The organism is Mucilaginibacter ximonensis (genome assembly GCF_042686265.1).
In the GTDB taxonomy this organism is placed as follows: Bacteria; Bacteroidota; Bacteroidia; order Sphingobacteriales; family Sphingobacteriaceae; genus Mucilaginibacter; species Mucilaginibacter ximonensis.
This window is the reverse complement of the sequence record NZ_JBHUPD010000001.1, coordinates 450,582-468,623: the sequence shown is the minus strand read 5'-3', so window position 1 is coordinate 468,623 and position 18,042 is coordinate 450,582. Positions and strand designations below refer to the sequence as shown.

Sequence of the window (18,042 nt, the reverse complement as noted above, 5' to 3'; positions counted from 1 at the left end):
GGGCATCAATAAATTTTGATGTTGACCAAATCTAATCAATCTATTTTTAATCTACGAATATTTCGTAGATTATTAACAATATTTAACATATTACGAATTTATCGTATTCAATTTAACAGTTCGACCGGCTTTGCAGCCATGGGGAATTCAAGCATAAATTCAGTTCCGGCGTTCACGCTGCTGCTCACATCGATTGATCCGCCGAGGCTTTCAATCTGCATTTTAACCATAAAAAGCCCTACCCCTTTGCCTTCAACGCTCCAGTCAAAGCGTTTATATAAGCCAAACAAATGCGGGCCGTATTTGTCCAGATCAATACCCTTACCGTTATCTTTTACGTTTACCAATATTTTGTCGCCTAATATTTTGCTGGTAATATGTATTTCAGGGTCAACATCGGGCCGCCGATATTTGATACTGTTTACCACCAGGTTTTGCAGGATGCTGTACAGGTAGCTTTTCAGGATATACAATTCATCAACAGCGTCGAAATTTCCGTATATGCTAACGCGGTTTTTTTCAATCATCTGGCTGATGCCGGCTTTAATTTCAGCAATAAGCGCGCTAAGTGATACTAACTCAATCTGATCATTCACCTGGCTGCGTACCTGCAATATCTGGTTCAGGTCCAGTATCACCTTATCCAGGTTATTTACAGAGCGGGCAAGCGCCTCTAGCGTATCGTTGCTTTCGGGTGTACCCGGCTCTATATCATATAACAGCGAGGCCAGGCCCTGTATATTAGCCACCGGTGCGCGCAGGTTGTGCGATATAATATAGGTAAACTGTTCCAGGTCCATGTTACGCTGAGCCAGATCGGCGGTCATATTCTCACGTTCTGACTCGCGATTTTTCTTTTCAGTGATATTTTTAAAAGTGAGGATAACGCCAACCAAATCGTCCTGTTTATCGGTAACTCCTACCCATTTCACATCGTACCATTCCAGCTCGCCGTTGGGCAGCGCAAAATTCGACTCGTAGGTGGGCACCTTGCGCTGTTTAACCTCGGCCATAGCCTGGCGTACTGATTCGCGCCTGTGTTTGGGAAAGTAGTTGATGATGGGCTTACCCACCTTTAGCGATTTGTCAAAATGCCGCATCATGGCGTCGTTTGCGTTACTGTTATAGGATAGCACTTTCAGGTCGGTATCAAATAAGATGATACATAAGTCGATATTTTCAAATACCGATCGCAAATTAGCTTCAGATTTCTGCAACAACTCTTCGGCTATTTTACGGTCGGTAATATTAGTATGCAGAATTACCGCACCTTTTTGGGTATGATCATGCAGCGGCGCTACCACCATCATATACCACTCTTTACCGCCCAATGATGCATACTCCATCACAAACTCTTTCTGCCTGCCTTGTATTACTTCGCTTATTCCGGCCTCAATTTTAGCGCTGGTAGCTTTATCAATACCCGTTGCTTTTTCTGATATAGCCAGGTAGCTATAACCTAAGCCATAATTAGGAATACCCAAATTATTAAACAAAGCCAACCTTCGCCATGACTCGTTAACTGCTATAATTTTGCCATTTTCATTAATGAGTACAATATTTGGCGGCAGGGCATTCAAAATTGCTGCCTGCATTTCTGAAGCTTCCTGTATCTTTTGTTCAGCTATTTTTTGCTCAGTAATATCCTGCGCAAAACCTTTGATGTGACGGGCGGCGCCGCTTTTATCTCTTTCGATAAGTAACCTGGCATGCAGGTGTTTGATCTGATCGTCTGTATATGTCTTTACCTTGAAATAAAGGTTTACTGAATTATCGCTGCCGGCAATGGCTTCATCCAGTTCACGTTTAACCCGCAAAGCATCGTCTGCATGCACCTGGTTAAAAAGGCTGTTGAATGACGGCTCTATCTCGCCAACTTCAACCCCTAAAATATGGTACAAACCCGGCGACCATTGTGCCGCCCTGGTTTCGATATCAATGTCCAAACTGCCAATGTTTGCTATCTCCTCGGCTTCACGTAAAAGCGTTTCATTAGAGATTACCTTATGCATGTATTCCTTGCGCTCTGTATCTATCCTGAATTTATCAAGCGCATTTTCAATGGCATTGGGCAAACGCTGCATGCGGTCTTTAAGCACATAGTCGGCAGCGCCGTTACGCATTATTTCTACAGCAAACTCCTCAGATATGGTAGCGGTAATGAGGATAAAAGGAATATTTAACCCACTTTTTTTCAGGATATCAAAAGCTTCGATAGAGTCAAACGAAGGCAGTGAATGATCTGACAGAACAATATCAGGCCGGTACTCATTCAAAGCGTTGGTAAAGTCTGCTTTATTATCAACCACTATTTTTTCGTAGGTCAACTTCGACCTTCTCAGCGTCAAATCCACCAACTCTGCATCAGTTGGCATATCCTCAAGGTGTAAAATTCTTAATTTTTGATTGTTCACTGTATCTATAGTCCTAAATGTTATATGGGTTGCTGATTAATAATCAGCCAGTATAATCCTAAATCAGAAACAGCCGCAGCAAACGCCTCAAAGTTCACTGGTTTCACCACGTAGCTGTTTACCCCCAATTGGTAACTGGTAATAAGATCCTGCTCTTCGCGCGATGAGGTCATGATTACTACCGGGATAGATTTGGTAGCCTCATTAGTTTTAATTTGACGCAAAACCTCTATACCATCAACTTTGGGCATTTTAATATCAAGCAATACCACTTTTGGCCGCTGTTGTATGTTTCTGTGTATATATTGGCCGGTGCCAAAAATAAAGTCCAGGGCTTCTTCACCGTCTTTTACATGTACCAGATTGTTGGCCAGCTTCACTTTACTAAGTGCACGAATGGTCATCTCTGCATCGTGTATGTTGTCTTCAACTAATAAAATCTCGATTTGGCTATCGCTCATCCTTATTTAATTTAACCGGCATACTAAAATAAAAAGTGGCGCCTTCACCCGGTGCCGATTCGGCCCAAATGTTACCACCATGCTTTTCGATAATACGTTTTGCCAGAGCCAAGCCCACACCGGTACCCTCAAACTCCTGCGCACTGTGCAAACGCTGGAATACGCCAAACAGCTTTTTGCTGTATTTCATATCAAAGCCCACGCCATTATCTTTTACATAATAAATTCGCTTATCTGTATCTTTTATACAGCCTATTTCAACAATAGGATCATCTGCTTTTGAACTGTATTTTATTGCATTACCTACCAGGTTAAGTATAACCTGGCGCAGCAAATTGACGTCTCCATAACAAGGCAGCAACTTATGGATGACCATTTGAGCTACCACAGGCTGCTGCTGCATAACCTCACGAACGCAAACTTTAAATAAAGCATCCATATCTACCTTAATACCCACCATCTCCTTACGGCTCATGCGCGAAAAGCCTAACAAGTCGTCAATTAATTGGCCCATTAAACGGGCATTGTGCGTGATAACGTTGATCACCCGGTTACCCTCTTCGCCAAGTTTATCCTGAAACTCTTCTTTAAGCATTACTGCGTAACCATTAACGGCACGCAACGGTGCCCGCAAATCGTGCGAAACAGAGTACGAGAACGACTCTAACTCCTGGTTAGCGGCCTCAAGCTGTTTAGTGCGTTCTATGACCTTTTTCTCCAGGTTTTCGTTCAGTTGTTTAATTTGCTGGTCGGCTTTTTTGCGCGCCGAAATATCGCGTACAAACACTGTCAGCCCCCCATCTGCCAGCGGGTAAACGTGGTTTTCCTGCCAAAGGCTTAATGGTGCATAATAGTCTTCGTGACATACATATTTCTTTTTAGCAACAGCGGTATTAAAGGCTTTTTGTGTTGCTGAACCAACAGCTTCCGGAAACTCAGTAAAAACATATTTTCCTATCAGATCTGCCGGGTTACGGCCGGTCATTTCGCCGATACGCTTGTTAGCATAGGTAAAACAGAAGTCTTTGTCCAGCGCAACAAAGCCATCGGCCATACTATTTAAAATATTTTCAATCTGCTTGTTTTTGGCTTTAAGTTCGTCCTCATAAGTTACCCGGGTGGTAATATCTCTGAAATTGCAAACAATAGCTTGTATGTTCTCATCTTTCAGCCAGTTGGTAAACATGGCCTCTATCCATATATAATAGCCCTTTTTATGTTTAACCCGGTAACTGGTAATTACAGATTTCGCGGGGCTTTGCAACACCTCGGCTAACACCTGTTTTAAGCCGGCGCTGTCCTGCGGATGCACCGTATCATAAACTTCATGCCCTACACGGTCTTCATTGCTCCAGCCGCTAATACGCTCGGCCGAGTAGCTCCTGAAAAGCACATTGAGGTTTTTGTCTAGCAGGGTTATGCCGTCATGGCTGCTTTCAATCAGTTTTCTGAACTTTATCTCATTAGCCAGTATCTGTTCTGTATTTTCTGCTACCCTTTTTTCAAGTTCGGCATTGCGTTCTTCTTTCAGCTCCTCCTTCTCTTTTTCTAGCGTAAGGTCGCGCGTCATTTTCGAAAAACCAATCAAATGGCCCTGGTCGTTATAAACGGTGGTAAAAGTTGCCTGGGCCCAAAACACGCTGCCATCTTTCCGTACCCTCCAACCCTTACTTTCGCGCGATCCGTTTTTGAGCGCCATATTCAGGTTTCTGCTCCACTCATTAGCTTTATTATCAAGCTCAGTGTAAAATATAGAAATATGCCGGCCGACAATTTCATCTTCACTATAACCGTGGATGTTTTGAGCGCCCTGATTCCAGCTTACAATATAGCCGTTAGGATCGGTCATAAAAATGGCACAATCCCTTATGCTCGCTACCAGTAAGCGAAAAAGCCTGTCGTCAAAATTTTGACTTAACGGAACACAATCGTTTTTTTTGCTCAACACAAAAACTAAATTAGGTATACAATTCAGCAAAATCTGCCGTAGTGACCCAATACGTTAAGGGGGCTAACGCAGACCACAATTAGATGCAATACTAAAATTATATAAACCAAATGAATTTCACAACGCATGTGTTTGAAACTGAACAAACTGAATACGGCAAAGCCTACCCAACTACCGCTAAGCTATTGACAATCTTTACAATGTCCGCGAACGATACGTTACCCGCCAAAAAGTTGCTTAGCCTTCTGTATTGTTTTTTCAAGATCAATGCCTTTACCCAAGGCGCCTTTAAAAAGATCGCCGGTTTCCTTTAACCGGTCTGTAGCATTAAAGATGTTGAAATCGCGCATGGTAAGGCCGGGCTTTACCTCATCCCAGGTTAACGGCATGGAAACGGTAGCTCCCGGTTTAGGCCTTAATGAATAAGGACAGGCAATTGTGGCCCCGGGCCGGTTCTGCAAAAAGTCAAGATACATTTTGCCCTCGCGTTTGGCTACCATACGCTCCAAACTGGTGTAATCAGGTATTTGCTTATGTACCAGATTAACTATAATTCGGGCAAACATTTGCGACTGATCATAATCATACTTAGCCGCTAATGGGATATATATATGCATACCGGTTGAACCTGATGTTTTGGGATAGCAAGGAACATCTATAGCATCTAGCACTTTTTTCACCTGTTGCGCAGCTTCAATAACCTGATCAAAAGTATTTTTATCGGGGTCAAGATCTATTACACAATAGTCAGGATTATCGGGCGATGTGTAACGGCTAAACCACGGATTCATCTCAATACATCCCAGGGATGCCATCCATAGCAGGTACGATTCATCCGATCCAACCAGGTATTCTTTATGTTCACCATCGCTGGTGGTATAGGGGAAAGTTTTGGTCGCCCAATCCGGCGCCTTGCCCTTTACGTCTTTCTGATAAAAGCTGGAGCCGTGTATCCCATTAGGGAAACGGTTTAAAGACATAGGCCGGTCCTTCAGGTAGGGTAAAATATATTCAGCTATACGGTAGTAATAGTTAAACATATCTCGTTTGGTCACGCCATCCTCGGGCCAGTATACTTTGCTCAGGTGTGTAAACTTTAGTTCGTGGCCGCAAATTTTGCGCACCTGGGTTTCATCTTTAGGGTTAAGCAGTGTTTTACGGTCTTTGTCCTTCGGGGGATCGATAGCGTCGTGGGTTTTTGTTTTTTCGGGGGATGCTTTTTGCTCTGCTTCCTCAACGGTCTCGTCGGTATCGTTTGGAACTTCTAAAATAACGTCTGTTGCCTTCTTGTCGTCGCGTAAACCTTTAAACGATGCCTGACGAAAAACGCCGTCGCTGGTAACTTCGGCAAAAGCCACCTCCGCAACCAGTTCGGGCTTTAGCCAGGTAGGCTTTGCCCCCATTCGCTGCGGACGGAACCTGGAAGGCTTATCAACATCAGGCTCCACCTCAAACGGACTTTTATCGGTAATTAACGGCTTAAATTTGGCCATCATTTCCTTTTGCAGCTTGTCAGAAAAACCGGTGCCTACCTTGCCTACGTAACGCAGCTTTTTACCGTCATAAACGCTCAATATCAAGGCGCTGAATGCCTTTGCTGTACCTGCGTTCTTGGTAAACCCGGCAATAATCACCTCCTGCCGGCGCTGCACTTTGATCTTCAGCCATTCTTTTGAGCGCAGATCAGACGTATAAACGCTGCTAGCCTTTTTAGCTATGATACCTTCAAGACCTATCTTTTCGGCCGCCTCGAAAAACTCAATGCCCTTTGCTGCAAACACCTTGCTTTGACGCACGCTATCGTCAGTAGCCGGCAGAATTTCTTTTAAAATGGCCTGACGCTGAATTAAAGGCAAATGCATTAAATTTTTGCCCTCATACCATAAAATATCAAACACATAATAAACCAGATTACCGTCAGCCTCGCTGCGCCAGTTTTGCAGGGCACCAAAGTCAGACAACCCTTTATCATTCAAAACCAGTATCTCACCGTCAATCACGGCGTTAATATTCCATTTTTTTAAAATGTCATTGATGGGATAATATTTATCAAAGGGGAGATTATTACGCGATATTAGCTCAGCACTATTTTTATTAATTACAGCTACCGCCCGGTAGCCGTCCCATTTAACTTCATATAGCCAGTCGGGGTCGTCAAAAGGTGCATCAACCAGGGTAGCCTTCATGGGTTTGATGTTTTTGGGAACGGCTGTTTTAGGAGCCGATTTTAGCAGCGCGGCTACATCAATATCTTTGGTTGTATCTTGCTCATCGCCCAATTCATCTTTGGCATCGTCATCATGCGATGCGACTTTTTTTTTAGATTTTGTATTTTCCTTTTTCAGGTCTTCCTCGTGGCCGTTTTGCCAAACTTTATCGCTGTTTTTCTCCATGCCAGCGATAGTTTTGCCAGAGAGCACCGATTTATCTTTTTTGGTGATGTCTTTATCAGACGCAAACTCGTCGTTGTGTTTAATCAGCAGCCAGCCATTTTCGCCCATACCGTGGGTTTTTACCAGGGCAAACTCACCCTCCAGTTTCTCGCCATGCAGCCTTATTTTTACCGAGCCTGATTTTAGTTGCTGAAGCAGGTGCTTTTCCTGCGCTTTCTTACCTTTTATATCCTCGATAGGCTCGTAGGTACCTTCGTCCCAAACAATCACGGTACCGCCGCCGTATTCGCCCTCCGGGATAATACCTTCAAAATTACGATAGTCAAACGGGTGATCTTCCACCATCATGGCCAGACGCTTCACTTTCGGGTCTGTCGATGGGCCTTTGGGTACCGCCCAGCTTTTGAGTACGCCATCCATTTCAAGCCTGAAATCATAATGCAGGCGCGAGGCGTCGTGCTTCTGGATCACAAACATTAAATGATCTTTATCCTTACTTAATCCGGCTTTGGGTTCGCGGGTTTTAGTAAAATCGCGCTTCTCTACATATTTCTCCAGGCTCATAAGCTGTGTTGTTTTTATAAAAAACCATGAGGGGATGGAATGGTTTTATGAAGATTACCTTCTTTTGTCAAGAGTGGATGAATTTAAAACTGCTGCACATTTTTTGGCGTGACGTAATAAACCGTTTCCTGGTCGGGGCCCTGAATGACACATTCAATATACTTTTTTTCGGTTATGATCGATTTTGCATAGTTCAGGGCATCCTGCGCGCTATTAAAAATTGCATAGACACCCCTTCCGTTTTGCTTATCAGGAAGCAGGTCCAGATTCAATATCTGACCTGAATTTACGTTGGCAGTAACCATAGCCACCTGATTACTTTCTAGTACAGGAAATCGTTCCATAAAATAAAGTTTATTTTAAGATAACACAGGATTGGTTAAATGGTTTATACTACCATTTATAGTGCTAAACGAGTTTCAGCGCCCCATTCATCGCTAAGCACTTTGGTTACCTGTCGGATGGGTGCCGAAACAAGTTCGGCAAGACGGCGGGATATGGGTTTAAAACAAAAAAGCCGAAGCATATTGCTCCGGCTTTAGCGCTGATGGGCGATCAGCCTATTGTTTTTTTAACGAGAATATCCAATCCAGAATCTGTTTGGCATCTTCAGGTTTTAAATCAGGATGCGCCGGCATGGTTACATCGCCCCAAACGCCATTACCACCGTTTCTTATCTTTTCAGTAAGCTGGCGATAAGTCGCTCTGTTAGGTTTGTATTTGGCGGCAACTTCATCAAATGCAGGGCCTATTACATGCTCGTGCGCTTTATGGCACGATTTACAATCCATCGAAGCAAATAATGTCTGACCCGCTGCAAATTTTGACGACGGATCAATTGGCTCATCAGTGCTACCGGCGGCGATGATAACTTTTTTGCTGGTTGATGATTTCAGTTTTGAATCCTTAACCGTTACCGAGGCATTAAAAGTACCAGCCTTGGGATAAGTATAAGTCACCCACGGTTTCACGCTCGCTTTTTTAATTCCGTTACCAAAATTCCAGGTATAAGTCATCTTATCATTGTCCGGGTCAATGGCGTCAACCTTTAAGGTTACTTTCAGTGGTAAGGCGCCGTAGTTTTTGTCGACAGTAATGCCGGCAATTTCAGGTGCGCGGTTACCCGGGTTATAGTCTACACGTGCAATACCAGAGTCTTTGTTCTTTTTGAACCAGCCATCGCTATTACCATACTCCAGGATGTACAACTTGCCGTCTGGCCCCATCTCCATATCAATCATCGAATTGAATTTGGTACCGTTCATAAATGGTTCTATAGATACCAGGTTACCCGCAGCATCCATAGTTACTGCTTTGATCCATCCGCGGATAAAGTCGTAGATAAACAGTTTATTATTGTAGTATGACGGTAGCTTGGTAACGCTTGCCGGGTAGTCCTCAGCATGGTAAACAGGTCCTGCCATGGCTGTACGACCGCCAGAACCCAGTTCCGGAAACTCAGGCGAAGCCGCGTACGGGTACCAGATAAAAGCAGGCTGCGCAGGCGGCAAATCTCTTAAACCGGTATTGTTACGCGACTCATTCACCAAATGATTTGGATCAAAAGCGGCGCCTACTTTACCGGTGGCGTAATCATAATTACGGTAAGGGATGTTATTACCGATTACGTATGGGTAACCAAAGTTGCCGGCTTTGCGGGCCTGGTTAACTTCGTCATATCCGCGCGGGCCATGTGTTTCCAAACTATCGTTGCTGGCGTCGGGGCCAACCTCGCCCCAGTACAGAAAGCCGTTCTTTTTGTCGACAGAAATACGGTAAGGGTTACGATCGCCCATTACATAAATTTCAGGACGAGTTTTCTCCATACCCTTCGGGAAAAGGTTTCCTTCAGGGATGGTGTATGAACCGTCTGGCTGTATTTTTAAACGTAATATTTTTCCGCGCAAATCATTGGTGTTGCCAGAACCGCGGCGGTCATCATATTGCTCAAACCCCGGGCGGTCATCCAGCGGGGCAAAAGAGTAGCTATTTGGAGGATGCGGGCCGCGGCCGGCGTTTGGTTCGTCAAACGGCGTTGTATTATCGCCTTGCGAAACAAACAAAATATGATCTTTACCAAATGCTATTGAACCGCCGGTGTGGCAGCAAATCTCGCGGGTGGTTGGTATTTCAATAATCTTCTTCTCGCTTTTCAGATCAATTTTGCCGTTTACAAAAGTAAAGCGTGCTAAACGGTTTACATTGGTATCGAGGCGGCTATAGTAGGCGTAGATGTAATGATTGGTTTTAAAATCAGGATCGGCCTGAACGCCTAATAAACCCTCTTCGGCATTAACGCCTTTACCTTTTTCGGTAAGCGTGTGCGAATAAACGGCCACTTTGCCAACCTGGGTCACTTTATGCGTTAGGTGGTTATAAAGCATAAACTCGCCCTTACGCTGAACAACCAGGATGTCCAGATTTGGCAAAACGGTCATCTCGGTAGGTTCGTCAAAAGTGCCGCTTGTTAATTGGGTTTTGCCAAAACGGTCTTCATCAGGTACTCTTGGCGTTTTAGCTTTAGCATAGTTTAACGGCGCATTTTTGCCAATGGCATATTTGATACCACCTAACAGATGCTGTAAAAACAAAGGCTCGCTGTATGATTCATCGGTATGGCCCAAACCGGTATAAAATACGCGGCCGTTTTCAAAAGTATGGTACCAGGCAATGGGGTGGTTCGGGCCCATTTTAAAAGCATCATCACCGCCGTTTTTATTATAGGTTAATGATGATTCTTCCAGGTTTATCAATACGTGAATATCCTTAGACACCTGTTTGTAATGATACCACTCGTCTTTGCGCTTCCACTCGGTTGGCAGCATGCTGGTAGCCGGGAAATTTTTATCGACAACGGTTAAAGTGGCCATTTGCTGTGCCGGGTGATGCGCAAAATATCCGCCCACCATACGGCCGTACCAAGGCCAGCGGTATTCGGCGTCGGCAGCTGCGTGAATGCCCACAAAGCTACCACCGGCTTCCATGTAGCGTTGCAAATCGTGTTGTTGTGCTGCGTCCAGAATGTCGCCGGTTGTGCTGGCAAAAACAAGTGCAGCATATTTTTTCAGGTTATTTTCGGTGATTTTACCGGCGTCGGTAGTAGTATCTACCAAAAAACTATTTTCCTGCCCCAGTTTCATAATGGCTGCTGCCGCCAGGGGGATCGACCCGTGATGAAAACCGGCGGTCTTTTTAAAAACCAGTATCCGCGGCTTTGATTTTACCTGGGCTTGCGCAAAGTTTACTGTCGAAAAAACAGACAGCAAACCCATACTTAAAAAGCTAAATAATTTCAATCTCATTGTCTTTTGTAAGGGTTTATATCGTTTGGTGCAGACATTGCAAAATATCAGCCCCTAAAAGTATTTAAAATCCAAACAAAACCTGAAACATTTTTACAAAAAAGCAATCGATTGCACGTAACTTATTCTTTACAACAGGATGCTCAGAATGACAAATAGATAATAAGCAGTAATAACAAAAGGCGACAGGTTTAAAACCCATCGCCTTTTTTCGGTAGTATGTAGAGTCAGAAAATCTAAAAATGGAATTATCTCCAGCCGCCGCCTAAAGAGCGGTATAGCTCGGCAACTGCTTTCAGGTGCTCGGTTTTAACGCTGGCCAGTTCAAGTTCACTTTGCAGTACGTTACCTTGAGCGGTAATTACCTCAAGGTAGTTAGCCATGCCATTTTTAAACAGCTGGTTTGCGTTTGAAGTAGCTTGTTGTAAAGTGTTCACTCGCTGCGCGGCAATGTCCTGCTCGGCTTTAAGTTTATCAATCTTCACTAAAGCATCAGACACCTCGCCTACTGCGTTCAGTACGGTTTGGCGGAATTCTATCACAGTTTTTTCACGATTAATCTTAGCCACCTCATAGTTAGTTTTCAGCTCTTTATGATCCAACAAAGGGGTGATTAAGCTACCCGATACTACCCCAAACAATGACGCCGGGATATTGAACCAGTTGCTGGCTTTGAACGAGTTTACACCGCCTTGCGCGGTGATGCGCAAAGCCGGATACATTTCGGCTTGCTGAATACCCACATTAGCATTGGCAACCACCAAAGCCAGCTCGCTGCTTTTTACATCAGGGCGGCGGCTTACCAGGGCAGACGGTAATCCAGCAGGTAAATTATCGGCAAAGTTTATATCGTTTAGCTTTTTGTTGCGTTCGATAGCACCCGGCAGCTCGCCGGTTAAAATGCGTAACGCGTTTTCCTGCAAAGCGATGTTTTGCTCAAACTGCGGCACCAAAGCAGCGGCGGCTTGTTGTTGAGCCTGTGCCTGTTGTACAGCCAGCAAAGTAACCTGGCCGGCGTTGTATTGCAGTTTGATAATGTTCAAAGTACTATCATTCAAACGTACATTGCTTTGCGCGGTTTGCAGCTGCGCGTCCAGCATCAGCAGGTTATAATAGCCTTGCGCTACTGATGACACGATGTTAGTCTGAATGGCTTTCCGGGCCTCGGCAGTTTGCAGGTAGGCAGCTACCGCAGCTTTGTTTTGATTATGAATTTTACCCCAAATATCAGCCTCCCACGAAAGTGAAAGATTAGCCGAATAATCCTCAATATGTTTGGTTTTAATACCTGCGTTAGCCAGGCTCAGGCCATTCAAACTATTGTCAGACGGGCGGCTGCTGCTGGCGGTAACATTCAGGCCAACTTCAGGAACGTAGTTCCATTTAACCTGTTTTACCAGCAGTTGTGAAGCTTCTATGTTTTTTACGGCCAGTTGCAGATCATAGTTTTTTACGATGGCGCTGTCAATCAGTTTTTGCAGCTCGGCATCGGTAAAAAATTGTTTCCAGGGGATATCAGCAATGCTGGTGGTATCTGTACTCACCGCATTTCTGAAGTTTGCAGGCAAAGCGGCCTGCGGTGTTTGTAAATCTTTCGATACTCCGCAGGCACTCAGTGCCAGCGTAAGTATCAAAAGAAGTTTATTCATGTTTTTCATTGTTGTCAATTTTAAATTAAGCCAGTTCTGGTTCATGCGCTTTTACAGCTTTGCCGTTTTTGTGGTGATGATCGCCATCGTTCTCTTCGTCGATTGCAAATGGCACACCGGTAACTTTTTCCTGTAAAGTCTGGAAGATCACAAACAGCACCGGAATGATGAACAGACCCAGCACAACACCGCTCACCATACCACCGGCGGCGCCGATACTGATAGAGTGGTTACCCTGAGCCGACGGACCTGTTGCGATACTCATCGGGAACAAACCGAACACGAAGGCCAGCGAGGTCATCACAATTGGGCGCAGCCTTAATTTGGCCGCCTCAATAGCCGAAGCCACAATGTCATGCCCTGCCCTGCGGCGCTGTACCGCAAACTCCACGATCAGGATGGCATTCTTAGCCAGCAAACCGATGAGCATGATCAGCGCTACCTGTACGTAAATGTTGTTTTCGATACCGGTTAGGCCCAGCACCACAAAGGTTCCTAAAATACCGGTTGGGATAGAAAGAATAACCGCCAATGGCAGGATATAACTTTCATACTGTGCCGATAACAGGAAGTATACAAACACCAGACACATCAGGAACACAATGGTCGACTGACCGCCTGAGGCAATCTCCTCGCGGGTTTGGCCTGAGAACTCGTAAGCAAAGCCCTGCGGCAATTCTTTCTCTGCAGTTTCCTGGATAGCCTTGATGGCATCGCCCGAGCTATAGCCCGGTTTTGGTATGGCGTTAATCTCGATAGAGTTGAACAGGTTATAACGCGATGCAGTTTCTGAACCAAATACGCGGGTTAATTTTACCAGCGTATTCACCGGTACCATCTCGCCTTTGTTGTTTTTCACAAACACACGGTCAATAGCCGACGGATCAGTACGGTCGGCAATATCAGCCTGAACAATTACACGATAGTATTTACCAAAGCGGTTAAAGTCTGACGCCTGGGCGGTACCGAAGTAGGCCTGCATGGTTGATAATATATCTTTCACGCTTACGCCTAATTGGTTAGCTTTTTCGTCATCAACCTCTAATTGTAACTGCGGATAATCGGCCTTGTATGAAGTGAAAGCAAAAGCAATCTCTTTACGCTGCATCAGCTTGCCGATAAAGCCGTTGGCGATACCACTGAATTTGGCTAAGCTGCCATTGGTTTTGTCCTGCAGCATTACGTCAAGCGCCTCCACGTTACTAAAGCCCGGCACCGTTGGGAAACTGAACACGAAGAAAGTACCGCCCGGAATACCGGCTAATTTACCCCTTACTATGTTCTGGATATCATCGATATTCTTAACCGCGCCACGCTCCTCGTTAGGTTTCAACAGCAGGAAGATAACACCTGCCGATGGGCTGCTTGATTGTGTCAGGAAGTTAAAGCCCGACAACGCCGTAACGAACCGTTGCGATGGCAATTGCTTCAACTGATCTTCGGCCTGCTGGAACACTTTGTTGGTGGCATCTAATGACGAACCAGACGGTGTTGAAACCGCTATAGCCACAAAGCCCTGGTCTTCTGTAGGGATAAAGCCCGATTTGGTGGTACGTACCAGGAAAACGGTTAAAGCTATTACCACAGCCAGGCCCGACATAGCCACCCATTTGTTTGAAATGAGTTTGCGTACACCGCCAACGTATTTATCGGTCATGTAGTTAAAGCCGGTGTTAAAGCCTGCGTAAAATTTCTCAGAGAATTTTTGTTTTGGCGCTTCATGACCGTCACCTGTGTGCTTGTTCTTTAAGAATAAAGCGGCCAGCGCCGGGCTCAAAGTCAATGCGTTTACAGCCGATATCAGGATCGCGATAGCCATAGTCAACGCAAACTGGCGATAAAAGATCCCGGTAGAGCCGGTCATGAAACTCACCGGTAAAAATACCGCGGCCATAACCAAAGTGATGGAAATAATAGCACCGGTAATTTCATGCATGGCCTGTTGAGTTGCAGACCGCGGGCTTAATCCCGGGTTGCGCTCCATCTTAGCATGCACCGCCTCGACGACGACAATCGCGTCATCCACCACGATACCAATAGCCAATACCAGGGCAAACAAGGTTAACAAGTTGACCGAGAAGCCAAAGAGGTTCATGAAGAAGAAGGTACCTATAATAGCTACCGGCACAGCAATAGCCGGGATTAAGGTCGAACGGAAGTCCTGCAAGAAAATAAACACTACAATAAATACCAGCACAAATGCCTCGATCAAAGTGTGTTCAACCTGTTTGATCGACTCGTCCAAATCGGTTTTGGTACGGTAAAACTGATTGTATTTAATGCCGACAGGGAAATCCTTAGATGCTTTCTCTAATACCTTATCAACCGCTATCTGAATATCGTTAGCATTTGAGCCTGATAACTGGATAACACCGATGATCACACCGTCATGCCCGTTAAGGTGGCTGGCACTGGTGTATGAGTAAGTGCCCAGCTCAACCCGTGCCACATCTTTCAAGTGCAGTACAGAACCATCAGCATTGGCGCGGATGGCAATATTTTGGTAATCCTCAGGCTGGGTAAGCTTGCCTTTGTATTTGATAACGTACTCAAAGGCTTCCTTACTTTGCACACCCAGTTTACCTGGTGCAGCCTCCAGGTTTTTGTCCTGAATGGCGGCCATTACTTCGGCAGGGGTAATTTTGTGCGCTGCCATTTGGCTTGGGTTTAGCCAAACACGCATTGAGTAATCTTTAATACCACCAAATATGCTGGCCGAACCTACACCCGGGATACGTTTAATCTCCGGAATAATGTTGATCTGCGCATAGTTGGCCACAAAGGTCTGATCGTATTTTTTAGGGTCTTCGGTATAGATTGCGATAGCACCGATGAAGCTGTTTTGTTGTTTGGTGGTAGTAATACCATATTGCAACACCTCGGCAGGTAACTGGCTTGAGGCTTGCGATACACGGTTTTGCACGTTCACCGCCGCCTGGTCGGGGTTGGTACCTTGTTTAAAATATACGGTGATACCCAAAGTACCGTCGTTACTGGCGGTTGATGTCATATAGGTCATGCCCTCTACCCCGTTAATCGCTTCTTCTAATGAAGGAGTTACTGAACGTAGAATGGTTTCGGCATTGGCGCCCGGATAAGTAGCCGATACCAATACGGCCGGAGGGGCAATATCAGGGAATCGCTCTAGGGGCAATTTGCTTAGGCCAAGCACGCCCACTATCACCAATAAAATGGAGATAACAGTTGCCAGTACCGGCCTTTTGATAAATATTTTAAACATGATTGTTTGTTGTTGGAGAGACAAGAATCAAGAGACAAGATTCAAGACATTTTATGTCGCAAAATCTTGGTTTTTATTTCTTGTCTCTTGGTTCTTGTCTCTTGTTTCTATAAGTAATTAGTTTTTAGCTACTTTATCGGCAGCTTTTTGAGGGACGATCTTGGCGCCTTCCTGCAAGTGATCCATGCCGCTTAAAACAATTTGGTCGCCGGCTTTAAGGCCGTCTTTAACCACGTAGTTTTCGCCGTCTTTGCCATCTATAGTGATAGCTACCTTTTTAACCTTGTTGCTGTCAGCCAGTGCAAACACAAATACTTTGTCCTGCATTTCAACAGTAGCCGATTCAGGCACCGTCAACGCATTGTTATGATTCAGGCTGAGGCGGATTTTACCGGTGTTACCAGAGCGTAATAAACCTTGCGCATTCGGGAAGCTGGCACGTACAGTAATAGCCCCGGTGGTTTTGTCAAACTGACCATCTATCATATCAATCTTGCCTTTTAACGAGTACTCGCTGTTATCGGCCAGTAATAATGATACCGCCGGTAAGTGATTTAGCTTATCTTTCAAAGTAGTACCGGCATATTCATCTTTAAAACCGATGAAATCTTTCTCGCCTAATGAGAAGTATACGTGAACGTTATGCACGTCTGACAGTTGGGTTAAAGCCTCTGCATCCTGCGGAGAAACCAGGCTACCCTGTTTTTTCAGCAGTCGGCCAATATAACCGGCAACCGGTGCGCTGATAGTGGTATACCCCAGGTTAATTTTCGCTGTCGCGACGCTGGCCTTTGCCGACTCAATATTTGCTTTGGCAATTTGGGCGGCAGCAACAGCAGTTTTTAATTGATAATCAGACACCACTTTGTTTTGCACCAATGGGGTTAATTTATCAATCTCCAATTGTGCGTTTACCAAAGCCGCTTCGGCGGCGTGCTGATTGGCCAGTGCATTATTTAAAGCCGCGCGGTAAGGCTGATCGTTAATTTTAAACAGTGGCTGTCCGGCAGATACAAATGCGCCTTCGTCAACAAAAACGCGGTCTAAAGCGCCGCTAACCTGCGGACGGATCTCAACGTTTACGGTACCTTCTATCGAAGCAGGATATTCCTGGTAGGTAGTTACTGACGATGCCTGTACAGTTTGTACCGGTAAAGTTGGTGGCGGTGGCGCTTGCTGGGCCGCCGGTGCGCTTGAGCAACTGCTTATTAAAAGCAACGCTGCCAAAGCAATCAAGATCGCGATAACACTATTAATTTTCTTAACAGTGTTAAATGAATAGGGATGTGATTGAATTGTCATGATGTTTTATTTATTAGTAGATTTTACGATTTGATAATTTTAACTTAACACTGTTAGATTTTTTAACAGTGTTATTTTTTGATGAAATTTTTTATCCTTTTATTGAACGGATAATGCCGGTGATGGCAGTTTTCAGAACCTCTTGATTGGTTTCCTCGGTGTTACCGCGGTTAACCATATTGATCGATATCAGTCCGTGGATGACAGACCAAAAGGTGTAATATTTAGTACAAACCTCCTCTTCGGTGCCTACGTGGGGCAGCATCAGCTCCACAATCACGTCCCAGATCAGGTCCATGGGTTTTTCAGATTCGGGCATTATCCGGGCCATCTCACAACAGCTTACTCTAACACCATACATTAATTGATAAAGTTCGCGTTCGGCAAATGCAAAGTCCCAATAGGTCATCCACATAGCTTCCAGCTGTTTGGCCGGGTCGCGGTGCTTGTCGCGCGCTACTTCCAATTGTTTGGCCAACATCAAGAACCCCTTGCGGGTAAGTTCCATTAGTATGGCATCTTTATTGGCGAAATATTCATAAATAATAGGCGCAGTGTACTCGATCTCGTCGGCTATCTTACGCATACTCAAGGCATCCCACCCCTTCTCTTTTACGATCTTTAAAGAAGCATCCAGAATGTTGCACCGGGTTTCTTCTTTTAAACGTAATATCCTGTCTTTACTTGCCATTGTGTTTTATGACATAAATTTATTTAACACTGTTAAACGGTACAAATGTATATCGAGATTTTTAATTAATTGCCATG

The 18,042-nt window shown here is 44.9% G+C and carries 10 protein-coding genes; all 10 read right to left on the bottom strand.

What is annotated here, in order from left to right:
- Window positions 1–107: 107 nt before the first annotated feature.
- Window positions 108–2,414 carry a PAS domain-containing protein gene (locus tag ACFS5N_RS02130; protein WP_377181742.1) on the bottom strand — a complete coding sequence of 769 codons (2,307 nt, stop codon included), beginning with the start codon at window positions 2,412–2,414 and terminating at the stop codon, window positions 108–110.
- A 20-nt stretch (window positions 2,415–2,434) separates the two neighbouring features.
- The gene (locus ACFS5N_RS02125; RefSeq protein ID WP_377181740.1) at window positions 2,435–2,875 is read right to left on the bottom strand and encodes a response regulator; all 441 of its coding nucleotides are present in this window, start codon (window positions 2,873–2,875) and stop codon (window positions 2,435–2,437) included.
- The gene (locus tag ACFS5N_RS02120) at window positions 2,865–4,823 is read right to left on the bottom strand and encodes a PAS domain S-box protein (RefSeq protein WP_377181738.1); all 1,959 of its coding nucleotides are present in this window, start codon (window positions 4,821–4,823) and stop codon (window positions 2,865–2,867) included. Before ACFS5N_RS02120 ends, ACFS5N_RS02125 begins: the two co-directional genes overlap by 11 nt.
- A gap of 218 nt (window positions 4,824–5,041) precedes the next feature.
- Entirely contained in the window at window positions 5,042–7,780 is a 2,739-nt protein-coding gene (gene ligD, locus ACFS5N_RS02115) for a DNA ligase D (protein ID WP_377181736.1), read from the bottom strand.
- Window positions 7,781–7,863: 83 nt separating this feature from the next.
- Window positions 7,864–8,124, bottom strand: coding sequence for a hypothetical protein (locus ACFS5N_RS02110; protein WP_377181734.1), 261 nt, complete (start codon window positions 8,122–8,124; stop codon window positions 7,864–7,866).
- A 216-nt stretch (window positions 8,125–8,340) separates the two neighbouring features.
- The gene (locus ACFS5N_RS02105) at window positions 8,341–11,082 is read right to left on the bottom strand and encodes a ThuA domain-containing protein (protein ID WP_377181732.1); all 2,742 of its coding nucleotides are present in this window, start codon (window positions 11,080–11,082) and stop codon (window positions 8,341–8,343) included.
- A gap of 248 nt (window positions 11,083–11,330) precedes the next feature.
- Window positions 11,331–12,731, bottom strand: coding sequence for an efflux transporter outer membrane subunit (locus ACFS5N_RS02100; RefSeq protein WP_377181730.1), 1,401 nt, complete (start codon window positions 12,729–12,731; stop codon window positions 11,331–11,333).
- A gap of 25 nt (window positions 12,732–12,756) precedes the next feature.
- Window positions 12,757–15,972: an efflux RND transporter permease subunit gene (locus ACFS5N_RS02095; RefSeq protein WP_377181728.1), complete on the bottom strand. Its 3,216-nt coding sequence runs from the start codon at window positions 15,970–15,972 to the stop codon at window positions 12,757–12,759.
- A 117-nt stretch (window positions 15,973–16,089) separates the two neighbouring features.
- Window positions 16,090–17,274, bottom strand: coding sequence for an efflux RND transporter periplasmic adaptor subunit (locus ACFS5N_RS02090; protein WP_377181725.1), 1,185 nt, complete (start codon window positions 17,272–17,274; stop codon window positions 16,090–16,092).
- A gap of 91 nt (window positions 17,275–17,365) precedes the next feature.
- Window positions 17,366–17,965 (bottom strand): TetR/AcrR family transcriptional regulator, encoded by a 600-nt coding sequence (locus ACFS5N_RS02085; RefSeq protein ID WP_377181723.1) that lies wholly within the window; start codon window positions 17,963–17,965, stop codon window positions 17,366–17,368.
- Window positions 17,966–18,042 lie beyond the last annotated feature (77 nt).

What these genes read in the sequence shown, in the direction of transcription:
- ACFS5N_RS02090 (WP_377181725.1), bottom strand. Translation starts at nt 17,274, where the DNA reads ATGACAATTCAATCACATCCCTATTCATTTAACACTGTTAAGAAAATT.
- ACFS5N_RS02085 (WP_377181723.1), bottom strand. Translation starts at nt 17,965, where the DNA reads ATGGCAAGTAAAGACAGGATATTACGTTTAAAAGAAGAAACCCGGTGC.
- ACFS5N_RS02105 (WP_377181732.1), bottom strand. Translation starts at nt 11,082, where the DNA reads ATGAGATTGAAATTATTTAGCTTTTTAAGTATGGGTTTGCTGTCTGTT.
- ACFS5N_RS02100 (WP_377181730.1), bottom strand. Translation starts at nt 12,731, where the DNA reads ATGAATAAACTTCTTTTGATACTTACGCTGGCACTGAGTGCCTGCGGA.
- ACFS5N_RS02125 (WP_377181740.1), bottom strand. Translation starts at nt 2,875, where the DNA reads ATGAGCGATAGCCAAATCGAGATTTTATTAGTTGAAGACAACATACAC.
- ACFS5N_RS02110 (WP_377181734.1), bottom strand. Translation starts at nt 8,124, where the DNA reads ATGGAACGATTTCCTGTACTAGAAAGTAATCAGGTGGCTATGGTTACT.
- ACFS5N_RS02095 (WP_377181728.1), bottom strand. Translation starts at nt 15,972, where the DNA reads ATGTTTAAAATATTTATCAAAAGGCCGGTACTGGCAACTGTTATCTCC.
- ligD (WP_377181736.1), bottom strand. Translation starts at nt 7,780, where the DNA reads ATGAGCCTGGAGAAATATGTAGAGAAGCGCGATTTTACTAAAACCCGC.